General features: G+C 57.0%; 12 protein-coding genes and 1 tRNA gene. 7 read left to right on the forward strand and 6 right to left on the reverse strand.

Annotated elements, in window-relative coordinates; genetic code table 11:
- Nucleotides 1–697 precede the first annotated feature (697 nt).
- The gene (locus tag AC2FLP_RS00005) at nt 698–1876 is read left to right on the forward strand and encodes a DUF6538 domain-containing protein (RefSeq protein ID WP_496681577.1); all 1179 of its coding nucleotides are present in this window, start codon (nt 698–700) and stop codon (nt 1874–1876) included.
- 749 nt (nt 1877–2625) lie between these two features.
- Here the strand turns inward: AC2FLP_RS00005 and AC2FLP_RS00010 are convergent.
- The 3 genes from AC2FLP_RS00010 to AC2FLP_RS00020 form a co-directional block, all read right to left on the reverse strand.
- Nucleotides 2626–2700: transfer RNA gene (locus AC2FLP_RS00010), tRNA-Gln, on the reverse strand.
- Between the two features lie 90 nt (nt 2701–2790).
- The gene (locus AC2FLP_RS00015; protein WP_496681575.1) at nt 2791–3780 is read right to left on the reverse strand and encodes an NADPH:quinone reductase; all 990 of its coding nucleotides are present in this window, start codon (nt 3778–3780) and stop codon (nt 2791–2793) included.
- Between the two features lie 95 nt (nt 3781–3875).
- Nucleotides 3876–4337, reverse strand: a complete 462-nt coding sequence (locus tag AC2FLP_RS00020; RefSeq protein WP_117868194.1) for an SH3 domain-containing protein — start codon at nt 4335–4337, stop codon at nt 3876–3878.
- Between the two features lie 198 nt (nt 4338–4535).
- Here AC2FLP_RS00020 and AC2FLP_RS00025 point away from each other — a divergent pair, with 198 nt between their 5' ends.
- The 6 genes from AC2FLP_RS00025 (at nt 4536) to AC2FLP_RS00050 (ending at nt 12349) form a co-directional block, all read left to right on the forward strand.
- The gene (locus AC2FLP_RS00025; RefSeq protein ID WP_117872586.1) at nt 4536–5522 is read left to right on the forward strand and encodes a 2-hydroxyacid dehydrogenase; all 987 of its coding nucleotides are present in this window, start codon (nt 4536–4538) and stop codon (nt 5520–5522) included.
- 20 nt (nt 5523–5542) lie between these two features.
- Nucleotides 5543–5932: a GFA family protein gene (locus AC2FLP_RS00030; protein WP_299895122.1), complete on the forward strand. Its 390-nt coding sequence runs from the start codon at nt 5543–5545 to the stop codon at nt 5930–5932.
- Between the two features lie 111 nt (nt 5933–6043).
- The gene (gene ggt, locus AC2FLP_RS00035; protein ID WP_496681573.1) at nt 6044–7831 is read left to right on the forward strand and encodes a gamma-glutamyltransferase; all 1788 of its coding nucleotides are present in this window, start codon (nt 6044–6046) and stop codon (nt 7829–7831) included.
- Between the two features lie 93 nt (nt 7832–7924).
- Nucleotides 7925–9334, forward strand: a complete 1410-nt coding sequence (locus AC2FLP_RS00040) for an FAD-binding oxidoreductase (RefSeq protein WP_299895116.1) — start codon at nt 7925–7927, stop codon at nt 9332–9334.
- An 86-nt stretch (nt 9335–9420) separates the two neighbouring features.
- Nucleotides 9421–9699 carry a hypothetical protein gene (locus AC2FLP_RS00045; protein WP_496681571.1) on the forward strand — a complete coding sequence of 93 codons (279 nt, stop codon included), beginning with the start codon at nt 9421–9423 and terminating at the stop codon, nt 9697–9699.
- A gap of 142 nt (nt 9700–9841) precedes the next feature.
- The gene (locus tag AC2FLP_RS00050; RefSeq protein ID WP_117868199.1) at nt 9842–12349 is read left to right on the forward strand and encodes a GcvT family protein; all 2508 of its coding nucleotides are present in this window, start codon (nt 9842–9844) and stop codon (nt 12347–12349) included.
- 42 nt (nt 12350–12391) lie between these two features.
- Here AC2FLP_RS00050 and AC2FLP_RS00055 read toward each other — a convergent pair whose 3' ends face one another.
- The 3 genes from AC2FLP_RS00055 to AC2FLP_RS00065 form a co-directional block, all read right to left on the reverse strand.
- Nucleotides 12392–12727, reverse strand: coding sequence for a carboxymuconolactone decarboxylase family protein (locus AC2FLP_RS00055; RefSeq protein WP_496681568.1), 336 nt, complete (start codon nt 12725–12727; stop codon nt 12392–12394).
- Between the two features lie 72 nt (nt 12728–12799).
- A complete protein-coding gene (locus tag AC2FLP_RS00060) occupies nt 12800–13453 on the reverse strand; it encodes a DUF938 domain-containing protein (protein WP_496681566.1) in 654 nt (217 codons plus the stop codon).
- Entirely contained in the window at nt 13450–14523 is a 1074-nt protein-coding gene (locus AC2FLP_RS00065) for an NAD(P)/FAD-dependent oxidoreductase (protein ID WP_496681564.1), read from the reverse strand. The genes AC2FLP_RS00060 and AC2FLP_RS00065 overlap by 4 nt, the downstream gene beginning before the upstream one ends.
- Between the last annotated feature and the right edge of the window lie 108 nt (nt 14524–14631).

The following is a 14631-nucleotide window of genomic DNA, read 5'->3' on the forward strand; positions in this document are numbered from 1 at the left end:
CCAAAAGTCTTCCTGTCGGCCATCGCTCTAGCAGCCACCGTGCTGTTCTGGCTGTAAATCAATGAGTCTAGAGCCTAGGGTTTAAGGTGGTCCTCGGTGCACCCAGTCCCCGATATCTTGTATGGGGCATCAAGGCAACAACCATAAATTGTCTAAATTCGTTCGGCGGCTACGCGAAGCTCGCTTAGGTGCCATATTCGTCCTCTAATCCATATACTTGCGCCAACCATGTGTTAGCGCTCAGAAATCTTGGGTTTTACGGTATTCGAAGCTTGCCTTCTGGGTCGTTTGGGGCCGTCTGACGGAGGATCCTCTGCTTCTTCCGCGAAGTCGCCTTTAATCAAGCGGAAGGTGGTCCATCCAACAATAGAATAGGCGCATTTTTCAAAGAGATAATAGCAGACTGGACGACGTTTGGCGGTTGGACTAGCTTGCATTGTATTGGGCAAAAATGGACGCAGAAGGACGACTGGTGCGATTCCAGAACGCGGAATCACATAAATAAATCAAATACTTGAAATGATATGAGAATTCCCTTGGGGGTATTAAAAGGGGTATTGAAGGCAATTGGATATGACTTTCGTGTTTAATTTTAGATGCTTACCGCATTTTTACGATTCCGCCCCCGGCACCATTCCCAACAGGTAAGCTACTGTTTCCCTTCAGCTTTAACTGGAGCTGACCAAGGGCGTAGTACATGCTGGAGAACAAAACCGTTCCCTTCTCATTTGTGAAAGCAGGGGTCTTCTACTTCACACGACGGGTCCCGAAGGACCTCGATCACCACTATACCACCGGAAAAATATCCTTCTCGCTGCGGACAAGATCAGCGGCGGTCGCAAAGTCCCGAGCGCAAAGAGCTGCTCAGCAACTGGATGAGCACTGGTATCACCTACGTATCCAAGACGTAGACCTACCGGGTAAGCATCTTCTGAGGATGGGAGCTGCCGCCGAGCTTGGGTCTTCGATGTCATGCACCGATCAAGCCAGCGTTGACGCTGTAAAGCTCTCAGAAGCCGTGTCAGTCTATCTGCAGCTAAAGAGGCAAGGACGTCCAATCACCTTCCAAAGGGCTGCTGAGCGGTCGTGTGGCTATGTCTTGGATGTCTGCGGGGACAAAGACATCAGAAGCTATACCAAGGCGGATGCAAATGCGTTTCGCGACGAGCTGGTGAAGCGAGAATTGGCGGGTAGCAGTATCACCCGCATCTATGGGACCGTCAGATCAGTCATCAATTTCGCTGCTTCTGAAGCCGGTATCACACTGAGCAACCCATTCGCTGGTGTGTACTACGACAGAAGTGCCGGTGTCGAAGATCGTGAACCTGTGCCAATCGAAGCGATCCGCTCTCTGCAATCCAAATGCCAGTCCCTTGATGACGACTTGCGATGGCTGGTTGCTCTGGTCTCGGACACAGGGATGCGGCTTGCAGAAGCTGCGGGTTTGCTCAAAGAAGATTTCGCGCTGAATGACCCAGTGCCTCACGTAGTTGTCCAAGAGCATCCTTGGCGTCGGTTGAAGACATCAGGTAGCAATCGAAAGGTGCCTCTGGTCGGGGCGTCACTATGGGCCGCCAAGCGCTTGCTATCTGAGAACGTTGACAGCCAGTTCGCTTTTCCCCGGTACAACAAATCGAAAACCACGAACGCTAATTCTGCCAGTGCCGCGCTGAACAAATGGATGAAGTCATATGTACCGAACCGTTGCACCATGCACAGCTTTCGTCATTCGATGCGTGACAGGCTTCGCGCTGTCGAGTGTCCGTCCGACATCGTCGACCAGATAGGTGGATGGCAAACCGAAGGCGTAGGGCATGGATATGGCAAGGGCTATCCGCTTGAAGTGCTGAGCAAATGGCTGAAAGCAACGGCATAGCTCCAGCATGTACTACGCCCTTGGTCAGCTCCAGTTAAAGCTGAAGGGAAACAGTAGCTTACCTGTTGGGAATGGTGCCAGGGGGCGGTGTTCTATTCCCGTTACAGGCACCTTCTTCAGGTCTCCCGTCAGCAAAGCAAGGGGTATCGCGACAGCCAAGCCAAGGTCAACAGGCGCGTTGCGTACTACGGTTTGTACTACGGCGGCTCGAAGACCCCATTTTCAGGGTTGGTTCAGTACGCCCCCGGCACCATTAAATAACTGAAATATTTTGTAAATTCCGAACGTTGAGAGTTCAAAATTTCAGCCGTAAAAGTTATGCACTGTTATGCGCTCCTAATTCGGCTCCGACTTGTCCAAAGATTCAAAAAAACCAAATCTCCAAGCAAAAACCTCTGCGTCGAGGGCTGGCTATCCTACAGTATGATCGTAGCCCCTTTTGGCACGTTCGCCTTTGGGACCCAATGAAGGGCGGATATGTACTGCGGTCCACAAAGGAAAAATCACGGATCGAGGCCATGGAAGTGGCTTAAGAGTTTGCCGACACGTACCGCAGCATAGCCAACAGCGACCACGCCAAGAAGAAAGCCACCAGCTTTGAACACTATGCCAAAAAGCTGATAGGGGTGCAAAAGGGCAAGTCCAAATGGTCGGGTATCCCACCTTGTATCTCACAGCCGGAGGACTGGGATACACGACGGGAGGAAGGGGAGGTTTTCCCCTTATTTTTCTGGCTTTTCGCGAAAAGATGGCTGGGGTGGTAGGATTCGAACCTACGATACACGGTACCAAAAACCGCTGCCTTACCACTTGGCTACACCCCAACGGTGAGCGGCTATCTACGATTGTTGCTGGCAGGGATCAAGAGCGTTTTGTCAAAAAAACTCACGTTGAACAGATTTTTTTCAGGGCGGTCATTTGGTGTCGATCAACACAGCTCCGGTACGGTTTCCGTCCTGCACCACTGCATGAGCGGACGCGCATTCTTCCAGTGCAAAAACCTTTTGAACAGGGCAGATCAAAGCGCCATCAGCCAAGGCCCTGTGAAGAGTCTTCACGGCAAGGGTACGCAGATCCGACGGAAGAAGATAAATCAAAATGGTCTCAAGCGTCATGGCTTTGAACATCATCGGTCCGAACGGAAACACGGGTGTCATGTCTTGGGCAGAGCCATAGGCGTTGATGCGGCCGTTCTCGGCGATGACCACGGCGTTTGTTTGAATGTTTCGGCCGAATTCGACGTCGATTATTCGACTGATTGCTTGCCCGCCATTTGCTTCGAGAATCTCGGTCGAAAGATTTTCGCTGGCGTAATCAAGTACGATATCTGCCCCGGTTGCCTTGACCCTGTCAAAGTTGCGAGGGCTGGCGGTCGCGATCACACGCGCGCCTGCCCATTTGGCAAGTTGAACAGCCAGAAAGCCGACGGTGCCCGCGCCACCGTGTATCAAGATCGTATGCCCATCGGGGCAGCCGCCTGAAAACACCGCATGGCTGGCGGTGAGACCGGGGATGCCCAGAATCGCACCGGTCTGTAACGACACTGTATCCGGCAGAGCGACGGCCTGCGCATCGGGAAGAGTGATGTGGCTGGCGGCGGTGCCAAACGGGCGTTGCCATTGCCCGTTCCAGATCCACACGCGTTGTCCGATCCGAGATGCGGATACTCCATCGCCTACGGCCGAGATCACACCGGCGCCGTCACTGTGCGGGATGATCAGGGGGAACTGCGGCTCTGTCACGCCCGGTCTGGTCCCAGCGCGGGCTTTGACGTCGGAAGGGTTCACTCCGGAAAAGGACAGCTCTACCGTGACCTCGCCCGGACCCGGCCGGACCGGAGGGAGGTCCTGTATCCGCAGGACATCAGCCGGGTCTCCGAAGGTGGAATATGTAACTGCGCGCATGATCGTCTCCGTTTTGGTCGAGTTTCACAGCATATCGGCGGGAAACTCAAACACCTTGTCGCGAGTCCGCGATGCGGGGGAGTTCAGCCCAGTGGTTATTCGCGAATCTCGGACGGGTCGACACCCCAAAGGTTCGATTTCAATGTCCAACCCCGATACCCGCCGGCGGTGATCCGGCACCAGTCCAGCGAACAGGTTCCCAGCCGGGCCACTACCCCGGATTCGAAATGCGCATTCACGGGCGAGGTCGGATCAGGTCGGGCATAGACAGGCAGCATTTCGGCTTCAACCAGCACTGTCCGAACGCCCGACAGCAAAGCGTAGTGAACCCAGCCTCCAGCGCCGTCGCGGTCCTGAACCCTTCGCCAATTGCCGTATTCGGCAGTAACCTGCAGCGGCATGCCGCGTCGTTTGAACACCCAGTCGATTCGGTGTGTCAAAGAAGGTCCGCGTCGAACGTTGCCTTCGGCCGCTTTCATCGAGACATAACGGGGTAGGGGCAGGTTGGTGACTGATCCACGTTTCACGTCGGCATGAGCAGCCCACGCGCCGAGCATGACCAGAAATACGGATAATGCCGCCAGACAACGGCGTTTTACCGGTCGAATACCACTCACTGACTGCCTGCTCTTATGCCTGTTGATCCGGTTCCGAAAAAAGGTCGACTCAATGCCAAAGGGGTTCTTGTGCCCCGCCTTTTCCTGCGCCACGATGCCATGGCGCGCGTCCGTTTGCAAAGCAGTGGGAGGGCCGAGGTGCCAAGAGAACGTTTGAGTGTTGTCGTTACGCGACGGTTGCCCGAAGCGGTCGAAACACGTTTGAGCGAGTTATTTGACGTGCGCTTGCGCGACGATGACACTCCGATGACGCGCGAGGAACTGGTGGCCGCAGTGCAAGACGCCGATGTGCTGGTGCCTACGGTAACTGATGCGATTGATAGCGGTCTACTGGGGCAGGCGGGCGAAAAGCTGAAGCTCATTGCCAATTACGGGGCTGGTGTCGACAATATTGATGTATCCACAGCGCGTCAGCGCGGTATTCTGGTGTCGAACACGCCGGGTGTGCTGACTGATGACACCGCCGACATGACGATGGCCCTGATCCTGGCAGTTACCAGACGCATTCCCGAAGGTCTGAGTGTGATGCAGCAAGGAGATTGGTCCGGCTGGGCACCCACCGCTTTTCTGGGAGGTCGTATCGGAGGTCGTCGTCTGGGTATTCTCGGCATGGGACGGATCGGGCAGGCAGTAGCGCGGCGTGCAAACGCGTTTGGAATGCAGGTCCACTATCACAACCGTCGCAGGCTGCGCCCAGAGACTGAGCAGGAACTGGAGGCAACCTATTGGGAAAGCCTGGATCAGATGGTCGCGCGGATGGACGTGATCTCGGTCAATTGCCCCTCAACGCCGTCGACTTTCCATCTGATGAACGCACGTCGTCTGAAACTGATGAAACCCTCGGCAGTGATCGTAAACACGTCACGTGGCGAAGTCGTGGATGAAAATGCCCTGACCCGGATGATCCGTGCAGGTGAAATTGCGGGGGCGGGGCTGGATGTCTACGAACAGGGCACTGACGTGAACCCGCGCCTGCGGCAGTTGCCCAATGTGGTTCTGTTGCCTCATATGGGATCGGCAACGCTGGAGGGCCGGGTGGAGATGGGCGAGAAGGTCATTATCAACATCAAGACTTTCGAAGACGGCCACCGCCCGCCGGATCAGGTTGTGCCGGCGATGCTGTAGCACTCCGGAAAGGAGCAGAAATGGACGTTTATGAAGGAGGATGCCGATGTGGAAATCTGCGCATCAAAGCTTCAGGTCGTCCTCTCAGGGTCGGGATTTGTCACTGTCTGGATTGTCGCAAGCATCATGGCGCTTTGTTCTATGCGGCGGCCGTTTTCCCGGATGACAGAATTGAGGTTTCCGGCGAAGCGCGCGGCTATGTTGACAGGTTCTTTTGCCCTGGCTGCGGCTCTCCGGTCTTTGCGCGCAGCGGAGCTGAAGTGGAAGTGCATCTTGGGTGCCTTGATGCGCCAGACCAGTTGACGCCAACTTATGAAAGCTGGGTCACCCGGCGTGAAGCGTGGTTGCCTGATTTCTGTGGAATGACCCGCTTTGACCAGGGTCGATTGGCAGACGGCGTAAAGGCTTAACTCATGTGGCGGAAGTCTGCCGTGTGTTCATGCCCGTGCAGCTTATCCTTGTTCAGAGTGTGTTCGGCGTACAGTTTTGATAATTAAGGATGTATCGGAGGATTTGATCAGATGAGACGTGTTTCAGTTCTACTGCTTTCTGCATTGTGTTGTGCAACCCAGGGGTTCGCTCAGGAAGCGGCCGATGCCGTTGCGCCGGAAACGGCCACGGAAGGGCAGGTGCAGGCCATGACAGAAGAGGTCATCGCCGCGCTCGAGGCCAAGCTAGATGGTATTCCGGTCACGTCTGAGACCTGGATGATTGCCGCAGCCAACCCGCTGGCCGTGGAAGCCGGAGCCAGAGTATTGCGCGCAGGTGGATCCGCCGCAGACGCAATGGTAGCGGTGCAGGTCGTGTTGGGCCTGGTCGAGCCTCAATCCTCGGGCTTGGGCGGTGGTGCGTTTCTGGTCTGGTACGACGCAGCGACCGGGCAGATGACAACCCTGGACGGACGTGAAACCGCACCGCTTGCGGCCACACCGACCCTGTTTCAAGACGAAAGCGGAGAGCCGCTGAAGTTCTTCGACGCAGTTGTTGGTGGGCTGTCCGTGGGTACTCCGGGCACAGCTGCTTTGCTGGAAGAGGCGCATCGCCGCTGGGGCCGTTCTGCGTGGCCGGGATTGTTTGCCGATGGAATCCGGTTGGCGGACGAAGGGTTCCTGGTGTCCCCACGTCTGGCCAGCCTTGTCGAAAACGATGCCGAGCGCCTGTCACACTTCCCGGAAACCGCTGAATACTTCCTGCCGGGAGGCGAACCGTTGCAGCAGGGGCAGCGCCTGATGAACCCGGCTTATGCCGAAACACTGCGTGTGTTGGCCAGTGACGGGGCGGCTGGATTCTACGGTGGTGAGATTGCAGCAGATATCGTGCGCACGGTTCGCAACGCTCCCGGCAATCCCGGTGTTCTGTCCGGAGCGGATCTTGCGCTGTATCAGGTGATCGAACGCGAGCCGGTTTGCGCAGAATACCGTGCCTATGAAGTCTGCGGCATGGGCCCGCCGTCGTCGGGTGCGTTGACCGTGGGGCAAATTCTGGGGATGCTGAACAGCTATGATTTGGCGGCTATGGGCTCGGAAAACGCCGAGGCGTGGCGGCTGATCGGAGACGCTTCGCGTCTCGCCTTTGCGGACCGGGGCCGCTACATGGCCGACAGCGATTTCGTACCCATGCCGACCAGCGGGCTGGTCGATCCGGCGTACCTGTCGCAACGTGCTGAATTGCTGGACTCCGAAGGCGCTTTGGCAGAGGTCGGACCGGGGCAACCAGAATTCGATCACGCGCTAAACTGGGCGGATGATGTATCGCTGGAATTGCCCTCGACCTCGCATATCTCGATCGTGGACGGCTATGGCAACGTGCTGTCGATGACCACGACCATCGAGAACGGCTTTGGTTCACGCCTGATGACAAACGGGTTCCTTCTGAACAACGAACTGACGGATTTTTCGTTCAAGACCCACAGTAACGGCGTGCCGATTGCCAACCGGCTGGAGCCCGGAAAACGTCCGCGTTCGTCCATGAGCCCGACCATCGTGATGCAGGATGGCGCGCCGGTTTTGGCTATTGGTTCTCCGGGTGGCAGTCGGATCATCGGCTATGTGGCCAAGTCGATCATCGCCTGGGCCGACTGGGGAATGGATGTGCAACAAGCCGTGTCACTGCCGCATCTGGTCAATCGTTTCGGGACTTACGACGTCGAGGCCGGGACCTCTGCAGAAGGCTTTTTTGACGGGCTGACCGAGCTTGGCTTCGAGGTAAATCCGCGTGACCTGACATCTGGCCTTCACGCCATCGAAATTGGCGGCGGGCTGAGCGGTGGTGCCGACCCGCGCCGCGAAGGTATTGCGCTGGGCGAATAGGCCCTCGGTATTTGTGGGGATTGCCCGCACTTAGTGGGCCAATTAGTCATAGACTGAAAGGCCCGCGATGTGTTGGGGCAAGGGAGGATGACGATGGTGCAGGCGACCGCTTTGCCTCGGAATGAAACAGGTATCGAAACCGTCATAGGTGTTCTGAAACAACGCTTTGGCGACAGGTTGCAAACTGGTGCCGCAATCCGGGAACAGCACGGGCACACCACGACCTGGATTGAAAACCAGAGCCCGGATGCTGTGGTTTTCCCGCATACAACGCAGGAGGTTTCGGAAATCGTCAAAACCTGTGCCGCGCACAGGGTACCGGTGATCCCCTTCGGCACTGGAACTTCGCTGGAAGGGCATGTGAATGCGCCAGCGGGGGGAATCTCGGTCGATCTGATGCAGATGGACAAGGTGCTGGCGGTCCACGCCGAAGATCTGGATTGCGTCGTGCAGCCAGGCGTCACGCGTGAGGCGCTGAACACCCATTTGCGGGACCAGGGTCTGTTCTTTCCGATTGACCCGGGGGCGAATGCCTCGCTGGGCGGTATGGCCGCGACCCGCGCTTCGGGCACCAATGCGGTGCGGTATGGAACGATGAGGGACAACATTCTCAGCCTTGAGGCGGTCATGCCGGACGGCCAGATCATCCGTACCGGTCACAGGGCCAAGAAGTCATCGGCCGGGTATGATCTGGCACGTCTTTTGATTGGGGCGGAAGGTACGTTGGGGATCATCACCGAGTTGACTCTGCGGTTGCAGGGCATCCCCGAAGCGATCAGCTCGGCCAGGTGTTCTTTTCCATCGGTCGATGCAGCGTGTCGTGCTGTGATGATGACCATTCAGTATGGCATTCCGGTCGCCCGAATAGAGTTGCTGGATGAAATGTCGGTTCAGGCGGCAAACGCCTATTCCGGGCTATGCCTGCCGGAAACGCCGTTGTTGCTGCTTGAATTCCATGGCTCTGAAAGCGGTGCAGCGGAACAGGCTGAAACCTTTGGTCAGATCGTCGAGGAGTTCGGCGGCACTGACTTTGCTGCGACCTCGACCACCGAAGAGCGGAACAAGCTTTGGCAGGCCCGGCATGATATGTATTGGGCGTGCCTGCAACTGCGCCCCGGCGCGCGTGGCATTTCCACAGATGTCTGCGTGCCGATCTCGCGTCTGGCGGAATGTGTGACCAGCACCCAACAGAAGGCATCCGATCTTGGTTTGCTCGCGCCAATGGTCGGGCATGTGGGGGATGGGAACTTCCACTCGCTTCTACTGATCGACATGGAAAATACCGAAGAAGTTGCCAAAGCCGAAGAGTTTGTCGGCTGGTTGAATGATCTGGCAATTTCAATGGAAGGCACCTGTACAGGTGAACACGGCATCGGTCAGGGCAAAATGCCTTACCTCATCAAGGAACTGGGTGCTGCCACGCAGTATATGGCGGCGATCAAGGCCGCTCTGGACCCCGAAAATATCATGAATCCCGGCAAGGTTTTGTCCGACCAATCGTAATGATTTTCGCGTTCTGGCCCGCATTGCGCCTTCAAATCGTCCACATGTTTTGGTTTCACAGACTTGATTGAGAACAGGTGGTCGACATGAGTGCAAAATATCTGGCAGGGTTTGCAGCAGTCTGTGGGGTGGTCGTTGCTGGGCTGGATTATTCTCAGCAAGCCAAGGCATCCGAGACTGGGCTGGGTATCAAAGGTTATCTTGCCTTGGTATCCTCGCGTGTCGGAATCTCGGACAGTTGGTTCGAAGCAGAAGCTCAACCTGTACAGCCAGAGGAACCTGCGGCTAAGACGCCGTCAGAGGACACTCGGAAGCTCGTCTGCACCACGATCGGGACAAGCAAGCGCTGTCGCTCCAGCGGTTGAGATCAGGGGTTTCATGCCTGATCTTCGATCCGCTTTCGATGTTCGGGTCGTTTTTTTCATATCACTGGTCGGATGAATGTCGCGCGATCCCCCTCAAGTGCGCCATATGGTGTCAACTGATTTCAAGGGGAGACGCCCGGTTATGAAAACCCAAGTCAAAGCATTGGTCGTTGGCGGCGGCGCCGTTGGGACCTCGATTGCCTATCATCTGGCCAAAGCGGGCTGGGATGATGTGATGTTGATCGAACGGGACGAGTTGACGTCCGGGTCCACCTGGCACGCGGCTGGCCTGCTGCCACTGTTCAACATGTCCTATGCGACAACTCACATCCACAAGTACTCGGTCGACTTCTACAAGACGCTGGAAGAAGAAACCGGGCTGAATGCGGGTTTTGCCGTTGTCGGCAACCTGCGCATGGCACAGACGCAAGAGCGCATGGATGAGTATATGCTCTACGCCTCGACAGCGGAGACCTGCGATGTCGCGTACGAATGGCTGACCCCCGACCAGATCAAGGAGCGTTGGCCCCTGATCGAGACATCGGATCTGAAGGGTGCGATCTATCACACCGAGGACGGCTACATTAACCCGGCTGACGTGACTCAGGCGATGGCCAAGGGGGCCCGTCAGCGTGGTGTAGAGATCGTGCGCAAGATGCAGGCGGATGCCTTCCACTGGAATGGCACCCATTGGGAAGTCACCTGCACCAAGATGGTGGAAAAAGGCGGCAATCTTGTCGAGAGCGATGAGAAGGTCGTGATTACTGCCGAGCATGTCGTCACTGCATCGGGCAACCACGCACAGCGCACCGCCAAGATGCTGGGCATCAAGATGTCGGCGATCCCGGTCGAGCATACGTTCATCGTCATGGACAAAGACCCGGAATTGGTCAAATGGCGTGAAGCGGGCAACCCCGAACACCCCGTTGTGCGCGATGCGGACAACGAATCCTATGCGCGTGAAGAGCGCGGTGGCTGGATTCTGGGTATCTATGAACACGGCGCCCCCGCGCGGTTTGAACACGGTGTGCCAGACAGCTTCCGCGCAGACCTGTTCCCGCTGGATCTGGATCGGATTGCGGATCAGTACATGGCCATGGCCGAGCGTGTGCCGTCCTGCGCCGAATCCGGCCTGAAGGACGATTTCAACGGCCCGATCTGCTATACGCCTGACGGCAACCCGCTGGTTGGTCCTGCGCCGGGTCTGCGCAATATGTGGTTGGCAGAAGGTTTCAGCTTCGGTATCACCGCCGCCGGCGGCACCGGCTATTATCTGGCGCAGTTGATGGTCGATGGCGAAGCCGAGATCGACATGGCCTCGCTGGACCCCAAACGCTACAGCAGCAACTGGATGACCACCGAGTTCGCGGCCCGCAAGAACGAAGAGTGCTATGAGCACGTCTATATCCTGCACCATCCGGACGAAGAGCGTGAAGCTTGCCGTCCGCTGCGAACAGTTCCGGCCTACGACCGTCAGAAAGCGCGCGGCGCTCAGTTTGGATGGGTCAACGGCTGGGAACGTCCGAACTATTTCGGCCCCGTCGATGCAGCTGACAATTTCGACAAGGAAAGCCGCTCGTTCCGTCGTGGAGGCTGGTGGCAGTACGCTGTCGAAGAAGCCAAAGCGATCCGCGAAGGCGTCGGCCTGATCGACGCGTCGGCCTTCACCAAACATGTCGTCAAAGGCCCCGGTGCGACCCAGTTCCTGGATTGGTTCACCTGCAACAAGTTGCCGAAGGTCGGTCGGATCAACCTGACCTACGCGCTGACGTCGCACGGTACCACCCGCACCGAATACACCATCGTCCGCAATGGCGAGAACAACTACTACATCGTCTCTGCCGGTGCCTGGACCGAGTATGACGCCGACTACCTCCGCAAGGCGGCCGAGGACAAGATGGAGGAGTTCGGTTACATCGAAATCCAGGACGTGACCACGCAATGGGGCGTCTTCGCCATCGCCGGACCCAAGTCGCGCGACGTTCTGAAAGAGGTCATCAAAGACGCCGATCCGGAAACCGCGCTGTCCAACAAGCGATTCCCGTGGCTGTCGGCCCGTCAGATCGAACTGGGCATGTGCCCGGTCAACGCGATCCGCGTGGCCTATACCGGCGAACTGGGCTGGGAGCTGCACCACCCGATCGAGATGCAGAACTACCTGTTCGACCTGCTTGAAAAAGCCGGTGAGAAGCACGGCATGAAGCTGGTCGGTGCGCGCGCCCAGAACTGGCTGCGGCAGGAGAAATCCTATCGCGCCTTCGGCACCGAACTGGGCCGCGATGCGACCCCGCTGGAAGCCGACCTGCCGCGCTTTGTTGATTTGTCGAAAGACTTCTACGGCAAGGCCAAGCTGGAAGAGACCGGCGTGCGCGTGAAGTGCTGTACCCTGCTGATCGACGGCCCGGAGGATGCCGACCCATGGGGCCGCGAGGCACTGTACACACCGGAAGGCGAGCGTGTGGGTCGATTGACCTCGGGCGGTTATTCCGTGGCATTCGAGAAGTCCATCAGCATGGGTTATGTAAAGCCCGAGCTGGCAGTCGAAGGCACAAAGCTGAAGGTCAAAATGCAGGACAAGCTTTGGGATGCGGTTGTAACCTGCGACAGCCCTTACGATCCTAAAAACGAAACCATCCGCAAGGACGGTTGATCGAAGAAAGGCCCTGGAAACCTCCGGGGCCTTTTCTTTTTGTCATGCTGAGAGTTCGTCGAAGCATTCCAGCGCCTTGGCCGCGTACATCATGGCTGGGCCGCCACCCATCTGGATAGCCATGGCCAACACGTCGGACACTTCCTCTCGTGTCGCACCTGCCTTGATCAAAGCTTCGGTATGCAGGGTGATACAGGGTTCGCAGCGCAGGCTGACCGACATGCCTAACGCAATAAGTTCCTTGGTTTTGTAGTCGAGTGTACCGCCCTCTTTGACGGCTTTGCCAAGCGCTCCGAATGCGCGCGTCGTATCGGGGATAGAACCGTTCAGGTTTCGCAAACTCTTTCGTGTTGCCGAGAGTTTTTCTTGCCATGCCATTTCTGAGTGCCCTTCTTCATATTTCGCAATCGGAATATGAAGTGGGGTGCAGCTGTTTGACTTTGATCTCGATCAGACGACAGGGCGCTCGGCAATGAATGCAAGGTTGTTGGCAGGCATCTCGACCGTAGCCAGCATGTGCAGGCCGACGTTTTTGAACAAATTCAGAATGTCCCCGTCGTTTTTGTAGCCGATTTCGGGGTCTTGTTGAAACAAAGCCGCATGAAAGCGGACATCCCCGTCACTGGTGAGTTGGCCCGAGCGTTTGAATGGGCCGTACAAGATGAACCGCCCCTTTGGTGACAGCGATTGGGCGACTTCTGAAACGATGGTTCTGGTTTCCTGCCAACTGATCAAGTGAATCAAGTTGATCAGAATGATCAGATCCTTGCCGTAAATCCGCCTGTGCCAGCCTGAATTCGCTGCATCCAGTTCTACGACCTGCGCGACATTGGGCGAGTTGCGGGTATAGGCGTCGATACTCACGCACCGCTCAGGTTCAACTTCCGAAGGCTGCCAGGTCAGCCCGGGCAGCACTTCGGCGAAGGCACTGACATGCTGACCTGTCCCGCTTGCAATTTCCAATGCCTGGCCTTGGGACGGCCCCCATTCTTGCAGCAATGCACACAGGGCGTCCGTGTTTCGGGATGCTGCCGGGGCCACCAGCTTGCCATCTTCAGACGCATTGGCGACGCTTGCAGAAGAGGGGAGGCTGCGTTTGATCATCGTTTCAACCTGTCAGGGGTCAACATGCCTACTATGTCAGGTTCCAGCTCGGGTGTGTTTCCAACAACAAGATCGCACAACAGTTGTGAGGCCGCCGGTGAGGTTTGAAAACCATACCCGCCCTGACCGCCACTCCAGACAAACGAAGGGTCCAGTGGGTCGCGCCCAAGCACCAAGGTCCCGTCAGGGGCAAAACTGCGCAAACCTGCCCAATTCGTTTCAACCCTTGTGACCGGCTCGGTCATCAACTCTTCATACCGCGCCAGTCCCTCTGCCAACACCATATCATCTGCATAGGCATCCTGCGGCGGAACCGGATCGGCTTCGGATGGTGAGACCAGAAGCTTGCCCGCATCCGGTTTGGCGTACCATGTCTCGCCAGCGCCCAGCATCATGGGCCAGACAGAAACGTCATGCCCTCCGGGGGCGGGCAGACGCGCCATCGACCGACGGCGAGGTGTGATGCCGATACCAGGCAGCCCTGCAAGCTGTGCAACCTCATCCACCCAGGCACCGGCTGCGTTGACCAGAGTGCGGGCTTCAAAGATCTCATTGGCCTCAGCCACCCAATGCTTTTCTTTTCGAATGCCGGTGACTTTGCTTTTCGTCGAAACCGTTCCTCCGTTTTGCCGGATGGTCCGGGCGAAATCCTGCAACAGGCGATCTGTATCGATGTCAAAGGCCCCTTCGCTGATGGCTGCAAACCCGACTTTGTCCGGGTTCAGGATCGGAACGCGCGATATGGCCTGATCCATCGTTATCTTCACCATGTTCAGATCGGCGCGATCGGCTTCAAAAATGTCGGGTTGTTCAACCGCTCCGACCAGCATCAAACCCCGCGGGGTCAGGTACCCGCCATTCTGTGTGCGCAAGAAGGCGGCCCCCGCTTTGTTCAGGGCGACGACCGAGGGAGGCCCATAGCTTTCTTCGAACAACGCCGCCGACCGGCCCGATGCGTGATAGCCCAGGGCGTCTTCGGCTTCGAGAACCACCACAGTTCCATGTTGCGACAGGCGCGCACCCGCACTGAGCCCGGCAATTCCGCCGCCGATGATAAGGAAATCAATCATGATTTGCGATCCGTTCGAGACAGATATGCAATGGGTTTCTTGAATTTCATGCTGACCCTAAAGCTCCTCATTCGCCACGCGTTTGGGTTTTCAAACTATAAGCAGCCT

The sequence above is a fragment of the Ruegeria sp. CDSA141 genome (genome assembly GCF_059612005.1).

What these genes read in the sequence shown, in the direction of transcription:
- AC2FLP_RS00005 (WP_496681577.1), top strand. Translation starts at nt 698, where the DNA reads ATGCTGGAGAACAAAACCGTTCCCTTCTCATTTGTGAAAGCAGGGGTC.
- AC2FLP_RS00015 (WP_496681575.1), bottom strand. Translation starts at nt 3,780, where the DNA reads ATGCGCGCAGTTACATATTCCACCTTCGGAGACCCGGCTGATGTCCTG.
- AC2FLP_RS00020 (WP_117868194.1), bottom strand. Translation starts at nt 4,337, where the DNA reads ATGCTCGGCGCGTGGGCTGCTCATGCCGACGTGAAACGTGGATCAGTC.
- AC2FLP_RS00030 (WP_299895122.1), top strand. Translation starts at nt 5,543, where the DNA reads ATGGACGTTTATGAAGGAGGATGCCGATGTGGAAATCTGCGCATCAAA.
- ggt (WP_496681573.1), top strand. Translation starts at nt 6,044, where the DNA reads ATGAGACGTGTTTCAGTTCTACTGCTTTCTGCATTGTGTTGTGCAACC.
- AC2FLP_RS00040 (WP_299895116.1), top strand. Translation starts at nt 7,925, where the DNA reads ATGGTGCAGGCGACCGCTTTGCCTCGGAATGAAACAGGTATCGAAACC.
- AC2FLP_RS00045 (WP_496681571.1), top strand. Translation starts at nt 9,421, where the DNA reads ATGAGTGCAAAATATCTGGCAGGGTTTGCAGCAGTCTGTGGGGTGGTC.
- AC2FLP_RS00050 (WP_117868199.1), top strand. Translation starts at nt 9,842, where the DNA reads ATGAAAACCCAAGTCAAAGCATTGGTCGTTGGCGGCGGCGCCGTTGGG.
- AC2FLP_RS00055 (WP_496681568.1), bottom strand. Translation starts at nt 12,727, where the DNA reads ATGGCATGGCAAGAAAAACTCTCGGCAACACGAAAGAGTTTGCGAAAC.
- AC2FLP_RS00060 (WP_496681566.1), bottom strand. Translation starts at nt 13,453, where the DNA reads ATGATCAAACGCAGCCTCCCCTCTTCTGCAAGCGTCGCCAATGCGTCT.
- AC2FLP_RS00065 (WP_496681564.1), bottom strand. Translation starts at nt 14,523, where the DNA reads ATGATTGATTTCCTTATCATCGGCGGCGGAATTGCCGGGCTCAGTGCG.